We start from the raw sequence: 22,845 nt of genomic DNA on the forward strand, positions 1-22,845 counted from the left end.
CTCAGCCCCCTGCCGCCGCGAGGACCGCGCGCCGGGTCAGGACGGTCGCGAGGTGGCTGCGGTAGTCGGAGTCACCGTTGAGGTCCGAGGGCGGGTTGGTGCCCTCGGCGGCACGCGATGCCGCCTCACGCACGGCGTCCTCGGTGGCCGGCTGCCCGCGCAGCGCGTCCTCCACGGCCCGGGCGCGCAGCGGCGTCGAGCCCATGTTGGTCAGCCCGACCCGCGCCTCGGCGATGGTGCCGCCCTCGACCCGGACAGCCGCAGCGACGGCGACGATCGGCCACTGGTGGGCGACGCGCACGAACTTCTCGTAGTGCGCGCCCCAGCCGGTGTGCTTCGGGACCCGGACGGCGGTGAGGATCTCGTCCTCGCCGACGGCGGTCTCGAACAGGTCGACGAAGAAGTCGTCGGCCGCGACCGTGCGGGTGCCGTCGCGGCCGGCGATCACCATCTCGCAGGCCAGCGCCAGCGCCGGCGCCCCGACGTCGCCGGCCGGGTCGGCGTGCGCCAACGCGCCGCCGAAGGTCCCCCGGTGCCGGATCTGCTCGTCGGCGAGGTGGGTGACCGCCCGCTGCAGCAGCGCGGCGTGCTCGGCGACCATCGGGTCCCGGAGCACGTCGGCGTGCCGGGTCATCGCCCCGATGACCAGGTGGTCGCCGTCGTCGCGGACCCCCCGCAGCTCGGGGATCCGCCCGAGGTCGATGACGACCTCCGGGGCGTTGAGCCGCATCCGCAGCACCGGCAGCAGCGACTGCCCGCCGGCGAGGATCTTGGCCTCGTCGCCGTGCTCGGCGAGCGCGGCCAGGGCCTCGTCGACCGTGGTCGGGGCCAGGTAGTCGAACTGGGCGGGGATCACTGCGCACCTCCGGTGGTCCGGTCGACGGTGCCGTCCATGCCCGTCGAGGCGTCGAAGTGCGGCATCGCCGCACCCTCGGTGGCGCCGCCCTTGGCGACGCCCTGGATGGCCCTCCACACGCGCTCGGGCGTGCAGGGCATGGCGATGTCGTCGATGCCGAGGTGACGTACGGCGTCGACGACCGCGTTCACGACCGCCGGGGTCGAGGCGATCGTCCCGGCCTCGCCCACGCCCTTGGTGCCGAGCGTGTTGGTCAGCGACGGCGAGGTCGTGTGGTCGATGTCGAAGGAGATCGTGTCGGCCGCGGTGGGCAGCAGGTAGTCGGTGAACGACCCGGAGACCAAGGTGCCGGAGTCGTCGAAGACCGCCTCCTCCCACAGCGCCTGCGCGATGCCCTGGACCAGCCCGCCGTGCACCTGCCCGGCGACGATCATCGGGTTGATGATGTTGCCGATGTCGTCGCAGCAGGCGTACTTGCGCATCGACACCTGCCCGGTCTCGGTGTCCACCTCGACCGCGCACAGGTGGGTCCCGTGCGGGAAGTTGAAGTTCACCGGGTCGTAGGTGGCCTCGGCGTCCAGCGAGGGCTCCATGTCCTCGGGGTAGGAGTGCGCGGCGAAGGCGGCCGTGGCCAGCTCCTGGATGGTGATGCCCTGGTCCGTGCCGCGCACACCGAACCGCCCACCGGCGTACTCGAGGTCGTCGGCGGATGCCTCGAGCAGGTGGGCGGCGAGCGGCCGGGCCTTCTCGATGACCTTGTCGACGGCCTTGACCAGCGCCTCGCCGCCGACGACGAGGGAGCGCGAGCCGTAGGTGTCCAGGCCCTTGGGCGCGACCTGGGTGTCGCCGTGCAGGACCTCGACGTCCTCGAACGGGACGCCGAGCCGGTCGGCGACGATCTGGCTGAACGCCGTCTCGTGGCCCTGCCCGTGCGCGGAGGCGCCGGTGACGACCTCGACCGTGCCGGTGGCGAGCATCCGGACGCTGGCGTGCTCCCAGCCGCCGGCGCCGTAGTTGAGCTGGCCCAGCACCCGCGACGGCGCGAGGCCGCACATCTCGGTGAAGGTCGAGACCCCGATGCCGAGCTGGACCCGGTCACCGGCCTCGCGGCGCTGCTTCTGCTCGGCGCGCAGCTCGTCGTAGCCGAGCATCTCCATCGCCCGCTGGGTGGCCTTCTCGTAGTCCCCGGAGTCGTACTCCAGCCCCGCGACGGTGGTGAAAGGGAACTCGTCGGCGTCGATCCAGTTGCGCCGGCGGACCTCGATCGGGTCCTCGCCGAGCTCGGCGGCCAGCTCGTCCATCAGCCGCTCGATGGCGAAGGTGGCCTCGGGACGGCCGGCGCCGCGGTAGGCGTCGGTCCAGGTCTTGTTGGTCAGCACCGTCTGGCAGTCGAAGCGGTAGCTCGGGAACTTGTAGATCGAGTTGAACATGAAGGCGCCGAGCACCGGCACGCCACCGCCGACGATCGCCACGTAGGCGCCGAGGTCGGCGAGCAGCTCGACCTTCAGGCCCGTGACGGTGCCGTCCTTTTCGGCGGCCAGCGTCAGCTTCTGCCACTGGTCACGGCCGTGGTGGGCGGTCATCAGCGACTCGCTGCGGGTCTCGGTGAACTTCACCGGGCGGCCGAGCCGGCGGGCGACGGCGAAGGCGATCATCTCCTCCGGGGTCTGCTGCAGCTTGCCGCCGAAGCCGCCACCCACGTCGGGGGCGATGACCCGGATCTTCGACTCCGGCACCCCCGTGGTGGCGGCGATGGCGAAGCGCAGGATGTGCGGCACCTGGGTGGCCGACCAGACGGTGATCTGCTCACCGGTGGGGTCCACGACGACGGAGCGGGGCTCCATGAAGGCGGGGATCAGCCGCTGCTGGCGGTACTCGCGCTCCAGGACGATGCCGTCGCCGCGCGCCTTGTCGATGGCGGCCTCGACGTCGCCGCCGGTGCCGGCGTCGGCGGAGTCGAAGCGCCAGAACGCCGACTTGTTGGTGCCGAGGTCCGGGTGGGCCAGCACGGTGTCCTCGGCGGCCTGCTTGAGGTCGAGGGCGGCCGGCAGCTCGTCGTACTCCACGTCGACGAGCTCGGCGGCGTCGCGCGCCTCGGCGGCGCTGCGGGCCACGACGACCGCCACGACCTCGCCGGCGAAGGCGACCCGGTCGGTCGGCATCGGCAGGTGCGGCGGGGTGACCTGGTCCTCGGTGATCGCCCAGGCGTTGATGCAGGCGCCCTGCGCCTCGCCGAGGTCGGCGCCGGTGAGGACGTCGACGACGTTGGTGGCGTTCTTGGCCTCGCTGGTGTCGATCGAGACGATCTTCGCGTGGGCGAAGGGGCTGCGGACCATCGCCAGGTGCAGCATCCCCGGGAGCGCGAGGTTGTCGGTCCAGCGGGTGCGACCGGTGATGAGCCGCTGGTCCTCCTTGCGGCGGCGCTCGCGGCCGATCTCTCCCCCGGTGGCTGCCGAGCCGGCTGCGGGCTCCTGGACGGCGGTCATGCCGTCACCCCCTGCTCCGCGCCCGTGTCGCTGGTGCTGGTCGAGCCGGCGCCGGCGGCGTGCTGCACCGCCCTGACGATGTTGTGGTAGCCGGTGCAGCGGCACAGGTTGCCCTCGAGCCCGAGCCGGATCTCCTCCTCGCTGGGCTGGGGGTTCTCCTTCAGCAGTGCCACGCTCTGCATGACCATGCCCGGCGTGCAGAAGCCGCACTGCAGGCCGTGGCACTCGCGGAAGGCCTCCTGGACCGGGTGCAGCTGCCCGTCCTGGGCCAGGCCCTCGATGGTGGTGACCTCGCAGCCGTCGGCCTGGACGGCCAGGACGTTGCAGGACTTCACGGACTCACCGTCGAGGTGCACGGTGCAGGCGCCGCAGTTGCTGGTGTCGCACCCGATGACGGTGCCGGTCTTGCCGAGGCGCTCGCGCAGGTACTGCACCAGCAGCATCCGCGGCTCGACGTCGTCGGCGACCCTGGCGCCGTCGACGGTGAGGCTGATCCGGGTCATGGACTCTCCCTTGGAGCGTGAGTGAGGTCGGGGTCGTGTGACCCGGCTCACGCTAGGAGCACCAGGTTGGACGAGGGTTGGCGGTCGACGTCGGTGACTCAGGCGCGAGCAGCGGCCAGCCGTGCCTTGAGCAGGGGGGCGAGCGGGTGGGCCCGACCGCCCAGCCGGGCCAGGGCCGCCTCGACGACCTCGGTGTCGTAGGGGGCGCGCTCGCCGTAGGTCGCGACCGCCTCGGGGTCGGGGTCGGCCAGCAGCGCCTCGCGGACGGCCACGGCGACGTACTCGCCGAGCTCCTGCAGGGCGGGTGAGTCCGTGCCGGGCAGCAGGTCGCCGCCGTAGGCCTCCACCGCCCGCGCGAGCCGGCCCCGGCGCAGCATCGACAGGACGTGGTCGACGTCGGTGGCCACCGGCATCGTCAGCCGGTAGGGGCGCGAGGAGAGCTGACCGCCCAGGGCATGACGCAGGTGCGACACCTCGGCCTTGAGGGTGGAGAACGTGACGGCGTGGTCGCCGTAGACCGCGGCGTGCAGCCGGTCCAGGGACAGGCCCTCGGGGTGCAGGGCCAGCAGCGCGAGGATCTCGGTCTGGCGCCGGTTGAGCAGCAGCCGCTGGCCGTCGAGGTGGGCCTCAGCGGTGCCGAGCACCGACAGCACCAGCCCCGGCTGGCCCTCGCCGGGGGCGGGGGCCCGCCCCAGCGGGGTCGCGCTGGCCGGCATCGCCTGCTCGATGAGCCGCGCCATGACCTGCGCGGTGGCCAGACCGATCGGGTGGGTGCGGTCCCAGGTGGTGGAGAGGTCCAGGACGCCCAGCTGCACGCCGGTGACCGGGTCGTGCACCGGCGCGGCCCAGCAGACCCAGTTGTGCACCATCGAGGCGTAGTGCTCGGCACTGAAGACCATCGCCGCGCGGTCCAGGCGGTTGGCCAGGTCCAGGGCGTTGGTGCCGGCCGAGCGGTCGTCCCAGCGACCACCGGCCACGAAGTTCACGCTCTCGGCCTTGCGGCGCATGGTGCGACCGCCGTACGTCCACAGGATGCGGGTCTGGGGGTCGGTCACCGCGACGACGAGGTCGCCGTCCTCGGCGGTGCGACGCAGGTCCTCCTCGACCCGCTCGACGGCGGTCTGCAGCGGGGACTCGCGGAAGTAGGCCGCGGTCTCCTGCTCGTCGTCGAGCGGCGCGTAGGCGACCTCCGGGGAGATCGTCTGCTCCGAGCGCGCCCAGCTCGACAAGATCTCGGGCCGCACGAGGTGCTCGGCGCCGTCACCGTGCTCGACGAAGGAGGTCCACGCGCGCACCGCGTCGACCCGGCGAGCCCGCAGGTCCGCTTCCATGGCGCGAACCTAGCACCGCGGTGGTGACGCGGGTCACACCTCGAGGTGGCGCCGCAGGAAGGCGACGGTACGCCGCATCGAGTCGGCGAACCGCGGGCCGAACGCGTGCCCCTCCCCCGGCCACTCCACCAGCGTGCTGCGGGCGCCGGCCGCGCGCAGGAGCCGGTCGGTCTGCCGCGACCAGGCGGGCGGGCAGGTGTCGTCGGCGGTGCCGTGGTGGAGCATGACCGGCACCTCGACCCGGTCGAAGAAGGTGCGGCTGGACAGGTCGCGGTAGAAGCGCGGCGACTCCTCGGGCGTGCCGTGCTCGTCGTAGAACGCCCGCGCCCCGTCGGGCCGGTTGGGCTCGGTGAACTGGCGCAGGTTGTCGACGAAACGGCTGCTCACCGAGGCGAAGACCACCGCCGCGTCGACCAGGTCGGGCTCGGCGACGATGGCGTTGAGGGTGACGCCGCCACCCATGGAGCGGCCGACGAAGGCGGTGCGGTCGGGGTCGACGTAGTCCATCCGCTTCAGCGCCTTCACCGCCCCGATGGCGTCGCGGGTGTAGACCAGTCGGGTCTCCCTGCCCATCGGGCTGACCGGGTCGGAGCCGGCGTGGCCGCGGTAGTCGGTGTGCAGCACCACGAAGCCGGCCGCCGCGAACCACTCCTGCTCGCGGCTCATCCCGCGGCCCAGCGTGTAGATCGCGGGGTCGATGTAGCCGTGGCTGAGCACCAGCGCCGGGAACGGCCCCTCGCCCTTGGGCACCAGCAGCTCGCCGGTGACGGTGGCGCCGTTGACTCGGTACGCCGCCGCGTAGCCGGTCCACCGGTCGGTCTCGGCCAGCTGCGCCGTCGTGCGCAGGCCGCCGCCGCGCACGTCCTCGCGCATGAGGGCCGGCAGGCTCTGCGGGTCGCGCACGGGCGGGAGGGTCTCCTCGGGCTCGGGCTCTCCGGTGGGGTCGCCGGTGGGGTCGCCGGTGGGCTGGTCGCTCGGCTCGTCCGTGGGCTCGCTGGTGGGGGTGTCGGCGGGCGCCGTCGGCACGGTCGTGCTCGGCCTCGGGTCCGCCGATGGACCCGCCGAGTCGCTGCTGCAGGCGCCGAGCGGTGCGAGCAGCGCCAGCCCGGCGGCGTACGTCGTGACCGGCCGGATCCACCCGCGCGGGAGCCTCATGGGTCCACTGTGGCGGGTGGGGTCAAGCGGCGGGGTGCAAGGTCTGACTGATGTCAGTCAGACCTTCGGGATGGCGGTCGAAGGTTCGACCGCGACGGCGAAGGTTGGACTGACGTCAGTCAGACCTTCGGCAGCGCGGTCAGACCTTCGGCAGCGCGGTCAGACCTTCCGGCTCGCGGTCAAACCTTCCTACTCCTCCCCGTGGATCCGCCCCGAGGTGGTGGCGAGCCGCTCGCCGGAGCCACCCCAGCGGCCGGCGACGATCTCGGCGGCGATGGAGATGGCGGTCTCCTCGGGGGTGCGGGCGCCGAGGTCGAGGCCGATGGGCGAGGAGAGCCGGTCGATCTCGGCGGCGGTGAGGCCGACCTCCCGCAGTCGCGCCAGCCGGTCGTCGTGGGTGCGCCGGGAGCCCATCGCGCCGACGTAGGCGACGTCGAGGCGCAGGGCCACCTCGAGCAGCGGGACGTCGAACTTCGGGTCGTGCGTGAGCACCGCGAGCACGGTGCGCGGGTCGATCCGGCCGGCCTCGACCTCGGCGGCGAGGTAGCGGTGCGGCCAGTCCACGACGACCTCGTCGGCGTCGGGGAAGCGCGAGGCGGTCGCGAAGACGGGCCGGGCGTCGCAGACGGTCACGTGGTAGCCGAGGAACGACCCGACCCGCGCCACCGCCGCCGCGAAGTCGATCGCCCCGAAGACCAGCATCCGGGGCTTCGGCGCGAAGCCCCACACGAACACCCGCATCCCCTCGCCGCGCCGCTCGCCGTCGGGGCCGTAGGTCAGCGTCGCGTTCGAGCCGCTGGCCAGCAGCCCCAGGGCATCGTCGTGGACGGCGTCGTCCATCCGCGGCGAGCCGAGCGAGCCCGCCAGCCCCTCCCCGGGCCGTACGACGACGCGCCGGCCCCGCACACCGGCGTCGGGGTGCTCGATCACCGTGGCCAGCGCGACGGGCCGCCCGGCCTCGACGTCGGCGGCCACCTCGCCGAGCTCGGGGAAGGTCTCGCGGGAGACCTTCTCGACGTACACGTCGAGGATGCCGCCGCACGTCAGTCCGACCGCGAAGGCGTCGTCGTCGGAGACGCCGTAGCGCTCCAGCACCGGCTCGCCGCTGCCGACGACAGTCGACGCCTGCTCGTAGACCGCGCCCTCGACGCACCCGCCCGACACCGACCCGACCGCGGTGGCGTCGGGGCCGACCAGCATCGAGGCACCGGCCGGTCGCGGGGCGGAGCGGAAGGTCGCCACGACGGTGGCGACGCCGACGGTCTCGCCGGCCTCCCACCACGCCATCAGCTCGGGCAGCACGTCACGCACGGGAGAGCACCTCGCACAGCTCGGAGTAGGTCGCCAGCGAGTGGCCGGCGAGGAAGTCGTCGACGTGGGGCAGCACCGCCACCACGCCGCCCTGCACCGGCTCGTAGCCGGCCTTGCCGCGGTGCGGGTTGACCCACACCACCCGGTGCGCGATCCGTCGCAGCCGCCGCACCTGCTCGGCCAGCAGCGTCGGGTCACCGCGCTCCCAGCCGTCGCTGAGCACCACCACGACCGCCCCGCGGGCCAGGCCCCGGCGACCCCAGCGGTCGAGGAAGACCTGCAACGACTCCCCCAGCCGGGTGCCGCCGGACCAGTCGGGCACGGTCTCGCCGGCCGCGACCAGCGCCCGCTCGGGGTCGCGGACCGACAGCGCCCGGGTGAGGTGGGTGAGCCGGGTGCCGACGGTGAAGGTCTCGACCCGCGCGTCGGGCACGTGGGTCAGCCGGTGCGCCACGCGCAGCAGGGCGTCGGCGTACCCGCTCATCGAGCCGGACACGTCGACGAGCAGCACCACGCGGCGCGGGCGGGTGCCGCGGCGTCGGTAGGCGATGGGGGCGGGCTCACCCAGCCGGCGCAGCGAGGCGCGGACCGTGGCGCGGGCGTCGACCTGCCCGCGGTGCCAGCGGTCGTGCCGGGCGGTACGCCGCCGCGGCGGGCGGAAGCGCAACCGGGCGAGCTGGGCGGCGAGCCGCTGCTTCTCCCCCGCGCTCAGCGTGGCGACGTCGCGGTGCCGCAGCACCTCGGCGTCGCTGGCCCGCGCCCGCACGGGATCGGACTCCTCGCCCTGACCAGCGCCGTCGGCGTCGGTCTCCGGCAGCGAGGTCAGCGTCGGCGCGCCCGGCGTCGCAGCGCGCGGGCGCGGCAGCCCTGCCCGGTGGTCGAAGTAGGCCTCGAAGACGCCGTCGAAGCGGTGCAGGTCCGCCGGCCCGCCGCACAGCGTGGAGCGGCCGGCGGTCCGCACCGCCCCTGCGTCGGCCAGTCCCACGTGCGTGCAGGCCTCGAGGAACGCCGCCGCCCGGTCGTGCGTCACCGCCACCCCGGCGGCGCGCAGGGCGGTCGTGAAGCCCAGCAGCACCTCGTCGGGACCCCTGTGCAGGTCGCCACTCATGACGTCAGCAGCCGGTCGAGCGCGTGCTTCACGCGGTCGGCGTCCTCGCGGTACTTCACCAGCGCCCCCAGCGTCCGCGCGGCGGTCTCCAGGTCGAGCTCGGCGCACCCGAGGTGGTGCAGCGCCTGCGCCCAGTCCAGCGTCTCCGCCACGCCCGGCGGCTTCTGCAGCCCGGTGTCGCCGCGCAGCTGCTGCACCACGCCCACCACCTGCCGGGCCAGCGCCGCGGACACCTGCGGCAGCCGGGTGCGGACGATCTCGACCTCCCGCTCCAGCCCCGGGTGGTCGACCCAGTGGTAGAGGCAGCGCCGCTTCAGCGCGTCGTGCAGCTCGCGGGTGCGGTTGGAGGTGAGCACCACCAGCGGTGGTTCGGCGGCGCGCACGGTGCCGAGCTCGGGGATCGAGACCTGGTACGTCGACAGCACCTCGAGCAGGAACGCCTCGAACTCGTCGTCGGCCCGGTCGACCTCGTCGACCAGCAGCACCGCGGGGGCCTGCTGCAGGGCGGCGAGCACGGGGCGCGCGAGCAGGAACCGCTCGTCGTACAGGCTCTTCTCGGCCTCGACCGCGTCGGCACCGCCCGCGGCCTCCAGGGCCCGCAGGTGCAGCACCTGGCGCGGGAAGTCCCAGTCGTAGAGCGCCTGCGAGGCATCGATCCCCTCGTAGCACTGCAGCCGCAGCAGCGGCACCCCGGCGACCTGCGCCAGCGCCTCGGCCAGTGCGGTCTTGCCGGTGCCCGGCTCGCCCTCGAGCAGCAGCGGGCGCTGCATCCGCCCGGCCAGGAAGACCACGGTCGCCAGCGACTCGTCGCAGAGGTAGCCCGTCGCGGCGAGCTGCTCGGCGACCTGCGCGCTGGACTCGACCTGCATGGCCACAGGCTAGACAGCCGGGTGTTGGTCGGCGGTTGGAGCGTGCCCACACTGGAGGACGTGCCCGTCCCCGAGCCCAAGACCTGCGCCTCCTGCGGCCGCACCATCGAGTGGCGGAAGAAGTGGGCGCGCTCGTGGGACGAGGTGAGGTACTGCTCCGACGCCTGCCGCCGGCACAAGGTCACCGACACCGACAGCGCGCTGGAGGCCAGCATCCGCTCGCTGCTCGCCTCCCGGAAGGGCGGCGCCACGATCTGTCCCAGCGAGGCGGCCCGCGAGGTCGGCGGCGAGGACTGGCGCGACCTGATGGAGCCCGCGCGTCGCGCCGCGCGACGGCTCGTCGCGGCCGGCGAGGTCGAGGTCACCCAGGGCGGGAAGGTCGTGGACCCCTCCACCGCCAAGGGGCCGATCCGGGTGCGGCGGAGCGGCTAGGACCTCTCGCTCTGCTCGCCCCGCTCGCGCTGCCCCAGGGCGGCGAGGAGCTCGGGCGTCGCGGTGACGGTGACGACGTCGGACCCCGTCTTGACCCCTGCGTCGGACAGCCCGCGCAGCACCGCACGGATCACCTCGTGCTGGGCGATCCGGGTCTCCATCTGTCGGGCCCCGGACCAGAACCGCAGGTCCATCCGGACGGTGGCGGTGCCGACCTCCTGCAGCAACGCCTGCGGCGGTGGGTCGGCGAGCACGCCCGGCACGGTGAGCATCGACCGCTCGGCCACGCGGACGGCGAGGTCGAGGTCGGCCGCGTCGTCGATGTCCACAGCCACCGTGGAACGCACCTGCTCGTAGCCGGTCTGCACCGTCACCACCTCCGAGTGCACGACCGCGTTGGGAACGTGCACCAGTCGACCGTCGAAGGTCCGCACCGAGGTGCTGGTCAGCGAGACCGCCGTGACGGTGCCGGCCACGTCACGGATCGCGACCTGGTCGTCGACGCGGAAGGTGTCACGCGCCAGGATCACGATGCCGGCGAACATGTTGCCGAGCACCGTCTGGAACGCGATGCCCGCCGCGATCGAGAGCACCCCGATGCCACCGAGCGCGTTGACGGGCTGCACGCTGGGGAAGATGACCGTCACGGTCGCTGCGAAGGCGACCACCAGCACCACCCATCGGGTCAGCGTCGCGAACATCGCGCTGGCACTCGGCGAGCGACCCCGCCACAGCAGCACGTGCCCGACGGCCCATCCCAGGGCCCGGCCGACCAGGTAGCCGACGACCAGCACCGCGAGGCCGAGCGCGACCCCCTCCCAGGTCACTGGGGGCAGGACGGTCGAGTCGGCGGCGAGCGGTCGGGGCACGAGGCAGGCTTACCACGCGACCCCGACCGGTCGCCCCGGCACGACTCAGCGGGTGTCGACGTCGCGGCCACTCGCGAGATCGCCGCACTCGACGAGCACGACGTCCGCGGTCGCGAGGTAGTCGCGCGCCCCCCGGTCCCCCGTGGCCGCAGTGGCCACGCCGGCCCAGTGGTCACGGCCGAGCAGCACCGGGTGCCCCGGCACGCCGTCGTACGCCGCTCGCGCCAGCGCGGCCGCACCGGCACCGCCGACCACCCGCGAGACCACCTCCGGCACCAGGTCGGGCAGGTCGACCAGGCTGACCACCACCGACGTCACGTCCGGCCCGAGACCGGCCAGGGCGGCCAACCCGGCCCGCAGCGAGGCCCCCATCCCCTCGGCCCACTCCTGCGCCACCACGACCGTCACGGAGTCGTCCAGCAGGTCGGCTGCCTCGGGGGCCGCACCGAGCACCACGACCACCGGGTCGCAGCCGCCCTCGCGCAGCACCTCGACACCACGGCGCAGCCACGAGCCCCGCTCGTCGTGGACCAGCGCCTTGGGCATCCCCATCCGCGAGCCGGCACCCGCGGCGAGCAGCAGCCCGGCGGCGGTCGAGCGGGCCGGGGCCGGTGGATCGACGGTGGTCACGGGTCGATCGTGCCAGGGACGCGCGCCCCATCGGGCGCGCGAGCGTAGGAGATGTCCTAGGGTCGCTCCCGACCGAGGGGAGAGACGTGGATCACACGCGACAGGTCGCCGTCGTCACCGGCGCCGCCGGCGCGATCGGCACCGCACTGACCGCCACGCTGACCGACGCCGGCTACGACGTCGTCGGGCTCGACCTGCCGTCGGCCTGCCCGCCCGACCGGCTGGCGAGCGGCACGATGGTCGGCTGCGACATCACCGACGACGCCGAGGTCCGCGCGGTGTTCGAGCGCATCGTCGCCGACCACGGGCGGATCGACCTGCTGGTCAACAACGCCGGCATCTCGGCGATCGGTGCCTTCGACGACCACGACGTCGAGACCCACCGGCAGGTGCTGGCGGTCAACCACCTCGGCTCGGTCTCCTGCACCCAGGCCGCGCTGCCGGCGCTGCGCGAGAGCCGCGGCCACGTCGTGGTGATCAGCTCGGTCGCGGGCTTCGCCCCGGTCGTCGGCCGGCCGGCGTACGTCGCCGCCAAGCACGCCGTCACGGGGATGTTCGAGTCCCTGCGCCCCGAGCTGGCGCGCGACGGCGTCGGCGTGACGCTGGTGCACCCGACCTTCCTCACCACCCACCTCGGCACGGCCGAGGGCGGCACCGAGCGCACCACCACCGGCTCGGCGGTCACCGCCGACGACGTCGCGCGGGCCGTGCTCGAGGGCGTGCAGAAGCGTCGCCCGCGGGTGCTGGTGGGCCGCACCGCGCATGTCGCCTGGCACGTGCGCCGCCTCGCGCCCGGGCTCTACGAGCGCCTGATGACCCGACGGATGACCGCCACCGAAGGAGCCGACCGTGGCTGACCTGCCCCGCGACGAGGACCTCACCTGCGCCGTGATCGGCGCCGGCCCCACTGGGCTGGCCGCCCTGCGCACCCTGCAGCGCTACGGCGTCCCGGCGGTCGGCTACGAGCTGGCCGACGACGTCGGCGGGCTGTGGCACATCGACGGGCCGCGCAGCACGATGTACGAGTCGGCGCACCTGATCTCGTCGAAGACCACCACGGCGTACGCCGAGTTCCCGATGCGCGAGGAGGTGGCCGACTACCCCAGCCACCGGGAGCTGCACGGCTACTTCCGCGACTTCGCCGACACCTTCGGCCTGCGCGAGCAGATCCGCTTCGGCACCGAGGTGACCGCTGTGGAGCCCGACCCCGCTCCAGGGTCGGAGCAGTGGCTGGTGACCAGCACCGGGCCCGACGGCACCCGCACCGAGCGCCACTCCGCCGTGCTGCTGTGCAACGGCACGCTGAGCGAGCCGTCGGTGCCGACGTTCGCCGGCTCCTTCGACGGCGAGCTGATGCACACCAGCGACTACCGCGACGCCGACGTCTTCGCGGGCAAGCGGGTGCTGATCATCGGCGCCGGCAACTCCGGCTGCGACATCGCCGTCGACGCCGCCCACCGCGCGGCGTCTGTCGACCTGAGCGTGCGCCGCGGCTACTACTTCGTCCCGAAGTACCTCTTCGGCAAGCCCGCCGACACCCTCAACCAGGGCAAGCCGCTGCCCGCGCGGATCAAGCAGGCCGTGGACTCGCGGGTGCTCAAGGCGTTCACCGGCGACCCGGTGCGCTTCGGGTTCCCGAAGCCGGACTACAAGATCTACGAGTCGCACCCGATCGTGAACACCCTGGTCCTGCACCACATCGGGCACGGCGACGTGACCGTCCGGCCCGACATCGACCGGCTCGACGGCGACGGGGTGCGCTTCGTCGACGGCCAGCGCCACGAGTACGACCTGGTCGTGCTGGCCACCGGCTACCGCCTGCACTACCCCTTCGTCGACCGCGAGCTGCTGGCCTGGGACGGCTGGTCGCCGCAGCTGTTCCTCAACATCTTCCCGCCGCGCCGCACCCCCGCGCAGAGCACGCTCTTCGTGCTCGGGATGCTCGAGGCCAGCGGGATCGGCTGGCAGGGCAGGTACGCCCAGGCCGAGCTCGTGGCGGCGTACCTCCGCGCGCGGCGCGACGACCCGGCGGCCGCCGCCGAGATGGACCGTCGCATCGCCGGGCCGAAGCCCGACCTCAGCGGCGGGTACCGCTACCTCGCGCTGGAGCGGATGTCCTACTACGTCAACAAGGACGCCTACAAGGCGTCGCTGGCCGAGCACCTCGCGCTGCTCGACCCGCTCCCCGCCCCCGAGCCGTCGGCTCCCCGCACCCACGAGGAGGTCCGATGATCCCGCTGGCCCTGTTGGTCGGAGCGGACGCGGACGTCGACAGCATCCGGATCGCCTTCGAGGAGGGGTCGCTGACGACGCTGAAGATCGTCATCGGCGCGATCCTGCTCGGTGTCGCGCTCGAGACCCGCCCCTCGGACTTCCTCGCCGCCGCCAAGCGCCCCGGGTCGATCGCCATCGGGGTCGTCGCGCAGTTCCTGGTGCTCCCGGCCCTGACCTTCGTGCTGACCCTGCTCCTCGACGTGCGCGGCTCGGTGGCCCTCGGCATGATCCTGGTGGCCTGCTGCCCGCCCGGCAACGTCTCCAACATCCTCACCCACCGCGCCCGCGGCGACGTGGCGCTCTCGGTGTCGATGACCGCGGTCGGCAACGTGCTGGCCATCGTGGCGATGCCGCTCAACGTCGCGTTCTGGGGCTCGCTGCACCCCACCGGCAAGGAGCTGCTGGAGGACATCTCGCTCGACGCCGTCGACATGCTGCTCGAGATCGGCACCGTCATCGGCATCCCCTTCGTCGTCGGCATCGCGATCGCGACGAAGTGGCCGCGCTTCGCCGAGCGGGCCGGCAAGGTGGTCGGCCCCGTCGCGTTCCTCGCCCTCGGTGCCGTGATCGTCGTCGGCGTCGCCGGCAACTGGTCGATCTTCGTGAACTACATCGGCATCGTGCTCGTGGCCGTGTTCCTCCACGACGCCCTCGCGCTGCTGCTCGGCTACGGCATCGCGCGCGCCACCGGGCTGCCCGAGCGCAGCCGCAAGGCGATGACCTTCGAGGTCGGCATCCGCAACTCCGGCCTCGGCCTCGTGCTCGTCTTCGCCTTCTTCGACGGCCTCGGCGGGATGGCGCTGGTCGCCGCCTGGTGGGGCATCTGGGACATCATCGCCGGCCTCGCCGTGGCCCAGTGGTGGGGCATGCGGGCCGGACGGCGTACGCCGGAGCCGGTCGCGTGAGCGGCCCCGGCCCGCGCACGGTGCTGGTGACCGGCGGCAGCGGCTTCCTCGGTTCCTCGGTCGTGCGCGGCCTCGCCGCCGCCGGCCACCGCGTGGTCAGCGGCGACCTCCGACTGCCCGACTCCCCCGTCGACGGCGTCGAGCACGTCGTCCTGGACGTCACCGACGCGGCCCTGGTCGACCGGGTCGTCGGCGAGCACGGCACCGAGGTGGTCGTCCACCTCGCCTCGATCGTCACGCCGGGCAAGGACTCCTCCCGTGCCAAGGAGTACGCCGTCGACGTGGACGGCACCCGGCACGTGCTCGACGCGTGCCTGGCCCACGGGGTGCAGCGCGTGGTCGTGTCGTCGTCGGGTGCGGCCTACGGGTACCACCCCGACAACGGGGCGGCCCACGACGGCTGGCTGCACGAGGACGACCCGCTGCGCGGCAACGAGGCGTTCGCCTACAGCCACCACAAGCGACTGGTCGAGGAGATGCTCGCCGACCTGCGCGGGACCCACCCGGAGCTGGAGCAGGTGGTGCTGCGGATCGGCACGATCCTCGGCAAGAGCGTGGACAACCAGATCACCGCGTTGTTCGAGCGGCCGCGGATGCTGCAGATCCGCGGCTCGGACTCCCCGTTCGTCTTCATCTGGGACACCGACGTGGTCGCGATCATCGAGCGCGCGGTCACCAGCGAGGCCACCGGTGCCTTCAACGTGGCCGGCACGGGCGCGATGAGCATCCCGGAGATCGCCGAGTCGCTCGGGAAGCCGGTCCTCGCGCTGCCCGAGGGGCTGCTGCGGGTCGCGCTGGCGGTCGGGAAGCGGCTCGGCCTGACGGCGTACGGGCCCGAGCAGACGATCTTCCTCAAGCACCGCCCGGTGCTGGCCAACGACCGGTTGGTCGAGGTCTTCGGCTACCGCCCCTCGAAGACCTCGCGCGAGGCGTTCGAGGCCTGGCGCACCGCCCGGGGCCTCTGACGGTTCCGGGTCGTGCCCCTGAGCGGGCGCCATGGCGCCCGCTCAGGGGCACGACCCCACACGATGCGGAAGGGCCCCGGTCGCTCTCGCGACCGGGGCCCTCCTCAGTGGTGCTGTGGAGCGGTGGGACTCAGAAGTCCATGCCGCCCATGCCGCCGTCGCCACCGGGCATCGGGGCAGCCTTCTCGGGCTTGTCCGCGACGACCGCCTCGGTGGTGAGGAAGAGCGCCGCGATGGAGGCGGCGTTCTGCAGCGCGCTGCGGGTCACCTTGGCGGGGTCGATGATGCCGGCAGCCAGCATGTCGACGTACTCGCCGGTGGCCGCGTTGAGGCCGTGACCGGGGGTCAGGTTGCGCACCTTCTCCGCCACGACGCCGCCCTCGAGGCCGGCGTTGATCGCGATCTGCTTCAGCGGGGCCTCGGTGGCCACCTGGACGATCTTGGCGCCGGTGGCCTCGTCGCCCTCGAGCTCGAGCTTCTCGAACGCGCCCGCGGCGGCCTGGATGAGGGCCACGCCACCGCCGGCGACGATGCCCTCCTCGACAGCTGCCTTGGCGTTGCGCACGGCGTCCTCGATGCGGTGCTTGCGCTCCTTGAGCTCGACCTCGGTGGCCGCGCCGACCTTGATGACGGCCACGCCGCCGGCCAGCTTGGCGAGGCGCTCCTGGAGCTTCTCGCGGTCGTAGTCGGAGTCCGACTTCTCGATCTCGGCACGGATCTGGTTGACCCGGCCCTCGATCTGCGAGGCGTCGCCGGCACCCTCGACGATGGTGGTCTCGTCCTTGGTGATGACGACCTTGCGGGCCTGGCCGAGCAGCTCGATGCCGGTGCTCTCGAGCTTGAGGCCGACCTCCTCGGAGATGACCTGGCCACCGGTGAGGATCGCGATGTCCTGCAGCATGGCCTTGCGGCGGTCACCGAAGCCGGGGGCCTTGACGGCCACGGACTTGAAGGTGCCGCGGATCTTGTTGACGACCAGGGTCGACAGCGCCTCGCCGTCGGTGTCCTCGGCGATGATCAGCAGCGGCTTGCCCGACTGCATGACCTTCTCGAGGATCGGCAGCAGGTCCTTGACGTTGGAGACCTTCTGGTTGGCGATGAGGATGTAGGGGTCCTCGAGGACGGCCTCCATGCGCTCCATGTCGGTCGCGAAGTACGCCGAGATGTAGCCCTTGTCGAACCGCATGCCCTCGGTGAGCTCGAGGTCGATGCCGAAGGTGTTCGACTCCTCGACCGTGATCACGCCCTCCTTGCCGACCTTGTCCATCGCCTCGGCGATGGCGTCGCCGACGGTGGTGTCGCCACCGGCGGAGATGGTCGCGGTGGCCGCGATCTGCTCACGGGTCTCGATGTCGGTCGCCATCCCGAGGAGCTTCTCGGAGACGGCGGACACGGCGGCCTCGATACCGCGCTTGAGGCCCATCGGGTTGGCGCCGGCGGCCACGTTGCGCAGGCCCTCGCGGACCATGGCCTGGGCCAGCACGGTGGCGGTGGTGGTGCCGTCACCAGCGACGTCGTCGGTCTTCTTGGCGACCTCCTTGACGAGCTCGGCACCGATCTTCTCGTAGGGGTCCTCGAGCTCGATCTCCTTGGCGATGCTCACACCGTCGTTGGTGATCGTGGGGGCGCCCCACTTCTTCTCCAGCACGACGTTGCGGCCCTTGGGACCGAGGGTCACCTTGACGGCGTCAGCGAGGGTGTTCATGCCCCGCTCGAGGCCGCGACGGGCCTCCTCGTCGAATGCAATCAGCTTCGGCATAACTCCTGCGATCTCCTCGCACGAAAAAGAGTTGTGGACGGCCCGGCTCGTCGCCCGCGACGGACGGCCGCTCCACCGACGGACCCTTCCCGCCGATGGGGTGCGACCTCGACTCCCCGGACCGGGGTGTCTTGGCACTCTCACCAGGAGAGTGCCACCGTCATGTTTAGCACTCGCACAGGGCGAGTGCAAACGTCAGGTCCCCGGCAGCAGCCCAGTGACCACGTCGGCGAAGAGCCCGGCGTTCGCGGGGTGCACGTCGAGGTAGAGACCGGGCTCGATCAGCTCCAGCTCGCTGACCGCCAACCGGCCGTCGGCCAGCCGCATCATGTCCACCCGGGCGTAGGGCAGCTCCCGCCCCCGCAGTCGTACGGCGGCAGCGACCGCGGCCGTCGCCAGCTCGGCGCACTCCGGCTCGACCGGCACCGGCCGCGAGACCCCGCCGAAGTGCTCGTGCACGCGGACCTCGTCGCCGGCCGGCTGCTTGTCGACCTGGCTGACGACCTCGCCACCGAGCACGAAGACCGACCGCTCCCCCTCCGTGCGCACCGACTCCACCACCGGCTGGACGACCCAGGGGCCGGCGGTGAGGCCCTCGAGTCGCGGGTCGCGCACCGAGTCGGCCAGCACGACGCCGAGCCCGCCGGCCCCGGTGCGCGGCTTGACCAGCACGGTGCCGAGCTCGTCGATCGCCGCCTGCAGCGTGGGGACCAGCCCGCGGTCCTCGAGCAGCCGGGTGGGCACGACCGGCACGTCGGCCAGGTCGAGCAGGTAGGACTTGTCGGCGTTCCAGGCGAAGACCTCGGCGCCGTTGAGGACCGGCACGACCGCCTCGGTGGCGCGCGCCCACTCGAGGAACTCCGGCAGCCGCCGGTGGTAGTCCCAGGTCGAGCGGACGGCCACCAGGTCGGCGGCCGACCAGTCCACGGCCGGGTCGTCCCAGGCCACCCACCGGGCCGTCACGTCGCGCTCGGCGAAGGCGGAGAGCAGGTGCTCACCGCCGTACTCGCCCTCGGGGAGCAGGGACATCGTGGCCAGCAGGACGGTGGGCATGGCAGCAGGCTAGGAGACCACCGGCGGCAGGTGTCCGAACGGGAGGTCGTCGTGCTCACCCAGGGCGGCGAGGACCGAGGGCAGCATCGCCTTGGCGGTGCGCTTGTAGCCCAGCGCACTGGGGTGGAAGCGGTCCAGGCTGAACATCTCGTCGGGGTTGGTGATGAAGAACGGGCCGACCACCTCGGCCAGCGACACCGCGTGCGCGCCCGCGCGCACGGCCGCGGCGGCCTGGGCGGCGGCGAGCTGGCGGGAAGCGCGGGAGCCGAGCGCCCGGAGCGGCTGCGGCACCGGGCGCAGCGCCCCGAGGTCGGGGCAGGTGCCGACGACGACGGCGGTGCCCCGCTCCCGCAGCCGCGCGATGGCCTCCTCGAGGTGCTTGACCGAGTCGGCCACCGGCACCCGGTGGGTGACGTCGTTGCCGCCGACCACGACGACCGCGACGTCGGCGGCGTAGTCGGCAGGCAGTGCGTCGATCTGGCCGGCCAGCATCGAGGACTCCGAGCCGACCACGGCCCCCGTGCGCAGCCGCACCGAGCGGTGCAGGGTCGTGGCCAGCGCCTTGCTCAGCCGGCCCCCGAGGGTCTCCTTGCGGATGTCCGCACCGAGCCCCGCGGCGATCGAGTCGCCGAGCAGCAGCAGGTCGACGGGGTTCCCGTACGACGGCTTCCAGACCCGGTCCGCGTGCGGGGCCTCCTCCCCCAACGGCTTGCCGATGACCCGCCGCGCCGCCTCGGCCTGGCGGTGCAGCAGCTCGCGGGCGGCGTACCCCAGCCCGCCACCGGCCGCGCCCACGGCTCCCGCGACGGCGGCCACGGCGAGGAGTCGTCCCCGGGCAGATCTGTCCATGCCGACATGGCTACCGCGGGCACCTGAACGACAGGCGAGGAGAAAGTTCACCGCACGTGTCGATCGGGGCCCCGCACGCCCGTCATCTCGGTGACAGACTCACCCCACCACCGAAGGGACCCACCATGAGCACGAGCACCGAGTACGCCGTCCTGATCGTCGGCGACGAGGCGAGCTACCAGACCGCCACCCCCGAGGAGCACGCCGAGGTGATGCAGCGGCACATGGAGTTCGCCCGGCTGCTGGCCGAGCGCGGGCACACCGTGACCGCCGGGGCGGAGCTCACCGCCTCCACGACCGCCCGTGTGCTGCGGGACACCGGTGCCGGGCACACCGTCACCGACGGCCCCTTCGCCGAGGGGGCCGAGCAGCTCGGCGGCTTCTACACCGTCCGCACGAGCGACCTCGACGACCTCGTCGAGGTCTGCAAGGTGCTCGCGGTCGGGGGCGACACCATCGAGATCCGCGCCTGCGTGGACCACAGCGGCGGCGAGTCCTGACCGAGCCCGACCCGCACGCGGCGCTGGCGGCCGCCGTCACCGAGGACTGGGGGCGGCTGCTGGCGCTGCTGGTCGCACAGTTCCGCCGGCTCGACCTGGCCGAGGACGGCCTCGGCGACGCCGTCGAGGCGGCGGCGCGCACCTGGCCGGCGACCGGGGTGCCGAGCGTCCCCGCCGCCTGGCTGCTGACCACCGCCCGCCGCCGCGTCGTGGACCGGCTGCGCTCGGAGGACGTGCTCTCCCGACGGCTGCCCGAGCTGGCGGTCGACCGCGCCCTGACCGAGGAGGTGACGCAGATGGACCCGGCCCAGTGGGTCCACGGCGAGGTCGCCGACGAGCGGCTGCGCCTGGTGCTGCTGTGCGCCCACCCCTCGCTGGCCCGCGAGCACGCGGCGGCCCTGACGCTGCGGCTGGTGCTCGGCGTGCCGACCGAGGAGATCGCGCGGCTCTTCCTGGTGCCCACCCCCACGATGGCCGCCCGGCTGACCCGGGCGCGCAAGCGCCTCTCCGACGCCTCCTTCGACGTGCCCACCGGGGCCGAGCTCGAGGAGCGGGTGGCCGTGGTCGCCGAGGTGGCCTACCTCGCCTTCACCGCGGGGTACGCGCCCGGCTCCGGTGCCGACGTGCTGCGCGCCGACGTGGCCGCCGAGGCGATCCGGCTGGTGTGCGTGCTCCGCGACGCGCTGCCGACGTCGTACGCCGGCAGGTCGGAGCTCGACGCACTGCTGGCGCTCGTGCTGCTGCAGCACTCGCGCCGGCACGCGCGGGTCTCCGCGGCCGGGACGCTGGTGCTGCTGCCCGACCAGGACCGCTCCCGGTGGGACCGGGCGGCGATCGACGAGGCGCTGGACCTGCTCTCGCCCTGGGTCCACGCCCCGCCCGCGCCGTACCTCCTCCAGGCGCTGGTCGCCGCCGAGCACGCCCTCGCGGCCACGCCGGCCCAGACCGCCTGGCCACGCATCGTGGGGCACTACGACGCGCTGCTCGGGCTCACCGACTCCCCCGTCGTGCGGCTGCACCGCGCGGTCGCCGTGGCCGAGGCGAAGGGACCCGAGGCCGGCCTCGACGCCCTGGCCGGGGTGGTGCTGCCCGGGCACCGGCTGCCGAGCGTCCGCGCCGCGCTGCTGGCCCGGCTGGGGCGCACCGACGCCGCGCGCGACGCCTTCGAGGAGGCCCTGGCACTGTGCGGCAACGCCGCGGAGGCCGAGCACCTCGCGGGGCGGCTGGCCGACCTGTGATCCTGGGGACGGAGGTCCCCGAGATCTGAGTACGTCGACTCACGCCCGACGCCGCGGCGCGGCCCCATGCTGAGGGCATGACCACCACCACGCCCGCCCGGCTCTCCTGGTTGACCGGCGAGGTCCGCTCCTGGCAGGCCGCCGGCCTGATCGGCGAGGACCAGGCCGACACGATCCTCGCGGGGTACTCCGCGGGTCACCGGCTCTCGCTCGTCCGCCTCCTGCTCGCCGTGGGCGCCTGCTTCGTCGGCATCGGCGTGCTGTGGCTGGTCGCGGCCAACCTGGAGTCGCTCTCGCCCTCCGCCCGGGTCCTGCTGGTGGGCGCGGTGTGGCTCGCTGCCCTGGTGGGCGGCGAGGTCCTGCACGCCCGGTCCGCCCCCACGCCGGTGGTCGGGGCCGCACGGCTGCTCGCGGCGCTGCTCATCGGCGCCCTGGTCCTCCAGGCCGCGCAGAGCCTGCAGGTGCCGGCGTACGAGCCCTTCCTCATCGGCTGCTGGGCCGCGGCGGCACTGGTGCACGCCTACGTCGTGCGGGCCGTCGCGCCGCTGGTCGTCGGTGTCGTCGCCGGCACCGGGTACACGCTGTGGGCCGTCCTCGGCAGTGCACCGTCCGGGCTCGCACTGGGCCTCACCCTCGCCGCGGTGGGTCTCGCGGCCACTGCGCTGGCGGCGGTGCACGACACGGGGAGCCCGGGCTTCGCGCGGGTCTGGCGGCTGTCCGGCACCGGCCTGCTGCTGCTTTCGCTGGTCGTCGCCGCGGTCCCCGGCCTCGACCTCGGCGCCGACCCGCTGCCGCTCGACCTGGTCGTCGGGCTGGTCGCGACGGCCCTGCTCGTGGGGGCGGGGCTGCTGGTCGGCGACCGGCTCGCCCGGGCCGAGCTGGCCGGCGGCACCCTCGCGGTCGCCCTGGGCGCGGGCCTGGTCGTCTGGCAGGTCGGGGAGTACGCCGCCAGCGACCCGACCGCCACCGACGTCGTGCGCGCGATCGCCGGTCTGGCCGTGTGCGCGACCGCCGCGGTGGCCGTGGCCGTGGTCGGCACCTGGCGGGAGTCGACGGCTCTGGTCGCGCTCGCCACGCTCGCCCTCGTCACCACCACGGCGCTGCAGGCCTTCACCGTCTTCGCCCCGGTCCTCACCGGCGCCTGGCTGTTCCTGCTGCTCGGCGCCCTGCTGGTGGGCGTCGGTCTCGGCTTCGACCGGTTGCGCCGCCAGGTCGCCACCGCCCTCTGACCCCTTCCGACCTCCAGGAGCCCCCGATGCGACTGCTCTCCCGCACCCCCGTCCGCCTCGCCGTCGTCGCGCTCGCCCAGCTGCTGGTGGTCGGGGTCGCCGTCGCCCCGCGCCTCTCGGCCTGGGCGACCGGGGAGGAGTACCTGCTGGAGGTCACCGGCTACGACCCCCACGACCCCTTCCGCGGCGCCTACGCCTCGCTGGCCTACCCCGGGCTGCCGTCGGGCCGCAGGGTCCCCGACGGGGCGGCCTACCTGCCCCTCGTCCGTGACGGCGAGGTGTGGGTCGCCGACCGGGTGCTCACCGAGCGGCCGGCCGAAGGCCCCTACCTGGCCTGCAAGGGCGACGGGTGGGGCCTGGACTGCGGGATCGGCTCGTGGTTCGCCCACGACGAGGAGGCGCTCGCCGTCGAGGACGCACTGCGTTCAGGCAGCGGGATGGCCGTGGTCAGGGTCGACTCCCGCGGCCACGCGGCCCTGGTCGACCTGCGACTCCCCTGACCGACCCCCAGCCCACGCCGAGC

At 73.5% G+C, this 22,845-nt stretch carries 22 protein-coding genes; 9 read left to right on the plus strand and 13 right to left on the minus strand.

Features of this window, described 5'->3' with window-relative positions:
• Window position 1: 1 nt before the first annotated feature.
• The 8 genes from BKA05_RS14440 to BKA05_RS14475 form a co-directional block, all read right to left on the minus strand.
• Entirely contained in the window at window positions 2-856 is an 855-nt protein-coding gene (locus BKA05_RS14440; protein ID WP_179532046.1) for an FAD binding domain-containing protein, read from the minus strand.
• The gene (locus tag BKA05_RS14445) at window positions 853-3,342 is read right to left on the minus strand and encodes a xanthine dehydrogenase family protein molybdopterin-binding subunit (protein ID WP_179532047.1); all 2,490 of its coding nucleotides are present in this window, start codon (window positions 3,340-3,342) and stop codon (window positions 853-855) included. The genes BKA05_RS14440 and BKA05_RS14445 overlap by 4 nt, the downstream gene beginning before the upstream one ends.
• On the minus strand, window positions 3,339-3,845 hold the full coding sequence (locus BKA05_RS14450) for a (2Fe-2S)-binding protein (RefSeq protein ID WP_179532048.1): 507 nt from the start codon (window positions 3,843-3,845) through the stop codon (window positions 3,339-3,341). Before BKA05_RS14450 ends, BKA05_RS14445 begins: the two co-directional genes overlap by 4 nt.
• A gap of 98 nt (window positions 3,846-3,943) precedes the next feature.
• Window positions 3,944-5,176, minus strand: coding sequence for a sigma-54-dependent transcriptional regulator family protein (locus BKA05_RS14455; protein WP_179532049.1), 1,233 nt, complete (start codon window positions 5,174-5,176; stop codon window positions 3,944-3,946).
• A gap of 33 nt (window positions 5,177-5,209) precedes the next feature.
• Entirely contained in the window at window positions 5,210-6,331 is a 1,122-nt protein-coding gene (locus BKA05_RS14460; protein WP_179532050.1) for an alpha/beta fold hydrolase, read from the minus strand.
• A gap of 189 nt (window positions 6,332-6,520) precedes the next feature.
• Window positions 6,521-7,642 (minus strand): XdhC family protein, encoded by a 1,122-nt coding sequence (locus tag BKA05_RS14465; protein ID WP_179532051.1) that lies wholly within the window; start codon window positions 7,640-7,642, stop codon window positions 6,521-6,523.
• Entirely contained in the window at window positions 7,635-8,750 is a 1,116-nt protein-coding gene (locus BKA05_RS14470) for a vWA domain-containing protein (RefSeq protein WP_179532052.1), read from the minus strand. The genes BKA05_RS14465 and BKA05_RS14470 overlap by 8 nt, the downstream gene beginning before the upstream one ends.
• Window positions 8,747-9,619 (minus strand): AAA family ATPase, encoded by an 873-nt coding sequence (locus tag BKA05_RS14475; RefSeq protein WP_179532053.1) that lies wholly within the window; start codon window positions 9,617-9,619, stop codon window positions 8,747-8,749. The genes BKA05_RS14470 and BKA05_RS14475 overlap by 4 nt, the downstream gene beginning before the upstream one ends.
• 60 nt (window positions 9,620-9,679) lie before the next feature.
• On the opposite strand from BKA05_RS14475, the gene BKA05_RS14480 reads away from it, so the two are divergent.
• A complete protein-coding gene (locus tag BKA05_RS14480; RefSeq protein ID WP_179532054.1) occupies window positions 9,680-10,051 on the plus strand; it encodes a DUF3253 domain-containing protein in 372 nt (123 codons plus the stop codon).
• On the opposite strand, the gene BKA05_RS14485 is transcribed toward BKA05_RS14480, so the two are convergent.
• A complete protein-coding gene (locus tag BKA05_RS14485; protein ID WP_218842420.1) occupies window positions 10,048-10,920 on the minus strand; it encodes a mechanosensitive ion channel domain-containing protein in 873 nt (290 codons plus the stop codon). The two genes, BKA05_RS14480 and BKA05_RS14485, sit on opposite strands and share 4 nt — an antisense overlap.
• 45 nt (window positions 10,921-10,965) lie before the next feature.
• On the minus strand, window positions 10,966-11,550 hold the full coding sequence (locus BKA05_RS14490; RefSeq protein ID WP_343045691.1) for a nucleotidyltransferase family protein: 585 nt from the start codon (window positions 11,548-11,550) through the stop codon (window positions 10,966-10,968).
• Window positions 11,551-11,636: 86 nt separating this feature from the next.
• On the opposite strand from BKA05_RS14490, the gene BKA05_RS14495 reads away from it, so the two are divergent.
• The 4 genes from BKA05_RS14495 to BKA05_RS14510 are packed head-to-tail and all read left to right on the plus strand — an operon-like array spanning window position 11,637 to window position 15,694.
• On the plus strand, window positions 11,637-12,407 hold the full coding sequence (locus BKA05_RS14495; RefSeq protein ID WP_179532055.1) for an SDR family NAD(P)-dependent oxidoreductase: 771 nt from the start codon (window positions 11,637-11,639) through the stop codon (window positions 12,405-12,407).
• Window positions 12,400-13,782 carry an NAD(P)-binding domain-containing protein gene (locus tag BKA05_RS14500; RefSeq protein WP_218842421.1) on the plus strand — a complete coding sequence of 461 codons (1,383 nt, stop codon included), beginning with the start codon at window positions 12,400-12,402 and terminating at the stop codon, window positions 13,780-13,782. The genes BKA05_RS14495 and BKA05_RS14500 overlap by 8 nt, the downstream gene beginning before the upstream one ends.
• Window positions 13,779-14,729, plus strand: coding sequence for a bile acid:sodium symporter family protein (locus BKA05_RS14505; protein ID WP_179532056.1), 951 nt, complete (start codon window positions 13,779-13,781; stop codon window positions 14,727-14,729). Before BKA05_RS14500 ends, BKA05_RS14505 begins: the two co-directional genes overlap by 4 nt.
• Complete coding sequence (locus BKA05_RS14510; RefSeq protein WP_179532057.1) at window positions 14,726-15,694, plus strand: NAD-dependent epimerase/dehydratase family protein; 969 nt, start codon at window positions 14,726-14,728, stop codon at window positions 15,692-15,694. The genes BKA05_RS14505 and BKA05_RS14510 overlap by 4 nt, the downstream gene beginning before the upstream one ends.
• A gap of 130 nt (window positions 15,695-15,824) precedes the next feature.
• Here the strand turns inward: BKA05_RS14510 and groL are convergent, their stop codons facing one another.
• From groL to BKA05_RS14525, 3 genes are all read right to left on the minus strand, one after another.
• The gene (gene groL, locus BKA05_RS14515; protein ID WP_179532058.1) at window positions 15,825-17,453 is read right to left on the minus strand and encodes a chaperonin GroEL; all 1,629 of its coding nucleotides are present in this window, start codon (window positions 17,451-17,453) and stop codon (window positions 15,825-15,827) included.
• 195 nt (window positions 17,454-17,648) lie between these two features.
• Window positions 17,649-18,506, minus strand: coding sequence for an ATP-grasp domain-containing protein (locus BKA05_RS14520; RefSeq protein WP_179532059.1), 858 nt, complete (start codon window positions 18,504-18,506; stop codon window positions 17,649-17,651).
• Between the two features lie 9 nt (window positions 18,507-18,515).
• On the minus strand, window positions 18,516-19,355 hold the full coding sequence (locus BKA05_RS14525) for an SGNH/GDSL hydrolase family protein (RefSeq protein WP_179532060.1): 840 nt from the start codon (window positions 19,353-19,355) through the stop codon (window positions 18,516-18,518).
• 125 nt (window positions 19,356-19,480) lie between these two features.
• Between BKA05_RS14525 and BKA05_RS14530 the strand changes: the two genes are divergently transcribed.
• The 4 genes from BKA05_RS14530 (at window position 19,481) to BKA05_RS14545 (ending at window position 22,822) form a co-directional block, all read left to right on the plus strand.
• A complete protein-coding gene (locus BKA05_RS14530) occupies window positions 19,481-19,855 on the plus strand; it encodes a YciI family protein (protein WP_179532061.1) in 375 nt (124 codons plus the stop codon).
• A gap of 158 nt (window positions 19,856-20,013) precedes the next feature.
• Entirely contained in the window at window positions 20,014-21,093 is a 1,080-nt protein-coding gene (locus BKA05_RS14535; protein ID WP_343045692.1) for an RNA polymerase sigma factor, read from the plus strand.
• Between the two features lie 77 nt (window positions 21,094-21,170).
• Entirely contained in the window at window positions 21,171-22,322 is a 1,152-nt protein-coding gene (locus tag BKA05_RS14540) for a DUF2157 domain-containing protein (protein ID WP_179532062.1), read from the plus strand.
• A gap of 26 nt (window positions 22,323-22,348) precedes the next feature.
• Complete coding sequence (locus BKA05_RS14545) at window positions 22,349-22,822, plus strand: GDYXXLXY domain-containing protein (protein ID WP_179532063.1); 474 nt, start codon at window positions 22,349-22,351, stop codon at window positions 22,820-22,822.
• Window positions 22,823-22,845 lie beyond the last annotated feature (23 nt).

The sequence above is a fragment of the Nocardioides marinus genome (assembly GCF_013408145.1).
GTDB classification, from domain to species: Bacteria; Actinomycetota; Actinomycetes; order Propionibacteriales; family Nocardioidaceae; genus Nocardioides; species Nocardioides marinus.

Coding starts and splice junctions, on each gene's coding strand:
- BKA05_RS14445 (WP_179532047.1), bottom strand. CDS start 3,342: ATGACCGCCGTCCAGGAGCCCGCAGCCGGCTCGGCAGCCACCGGGGGA.
- BKA05_RS14450 (WP_179532048.1), bottom strand. CDS start 3,845: ATGACCCGGATCAGCCTCACCGTCGACGGCGCCAGGGTCGCCGACGAC.
- BKA05_RS14455 (WP_179532049.1), bottom strand. CDS start 5,176: ATGGAAGCGGACCTGCGGGCTCGCCGGGTCGACGCGGTGCGCGCGTGG.
- BKA05_RS14460 (WP_179532050.1), bottom strand. CDS start 6,331: ATGAGGCTCCCGCGCGGGTGGATCCGGCCGGTCACGACGTACGCCGCC.
- BKA05_RS14470 (WP_179532052.1), bottom strand. CDS start 8,750: ATGAGTGGCGACCTGCACAGGGGTCCCGACGAGGTGCTGCTGGGCTTC.
- BKA05_RS14475 (WP_179532053.1), bottom strand. CDS start 9,619: ATGCAGGTCGAGTCCAGCGCGCAGGTCGCCGAGCAGCTCGCCGCGACG.
- BKA05_RS14505 (WP_179532056.1), top strand. CDS start 13,779: ATGATCCCGCTGGCCCTGTTGGTCGGAGCGGACGCGGACGTCGACAGC.
- groL (WP_179532058.1), bottom strand. CDS start 17,453: ATGCCGAAGCTGATTGCATTCGACGAGGAGGCCCGTCGCGGCCTCGAG.
- BKA05_RS14520 (WP_179532059.1), bottom strand. CDS start 18,506: ATGCCCACCGTCCTGCTGGCCACGATGTCCCTGCTCCCCGAGGGCGAG.
- BKA05_RS14525 (WP_179532060.1), bottom strand. CDS start 19,355: ATGGACAGATCTGCCCGGGGACGACTCCTCGCCGTGGCCGCCGTCGCG.
- BKA05_RS14530 (WP_179532061.1), top strand. CDS start 19,481: ATGAGCACGAGCACCGAGTACGCCGTCCTGATCGTCGGCGACGAGGCG.
- BKA05_RS14540 (WP_179532062.1), top strand. CDS start 21,171: ATGACCACCACCACGCCCGCCCGGCTCTCCTGGTTGACCGGCGAGGTC.
- BKA05_RS14545 (WP_179532063.1), top strand. CDS start 22,349: ATGCGACTGCTCTCCCGCACCCCCGTCCGCCTCGCCGTCGTCGCGCTC.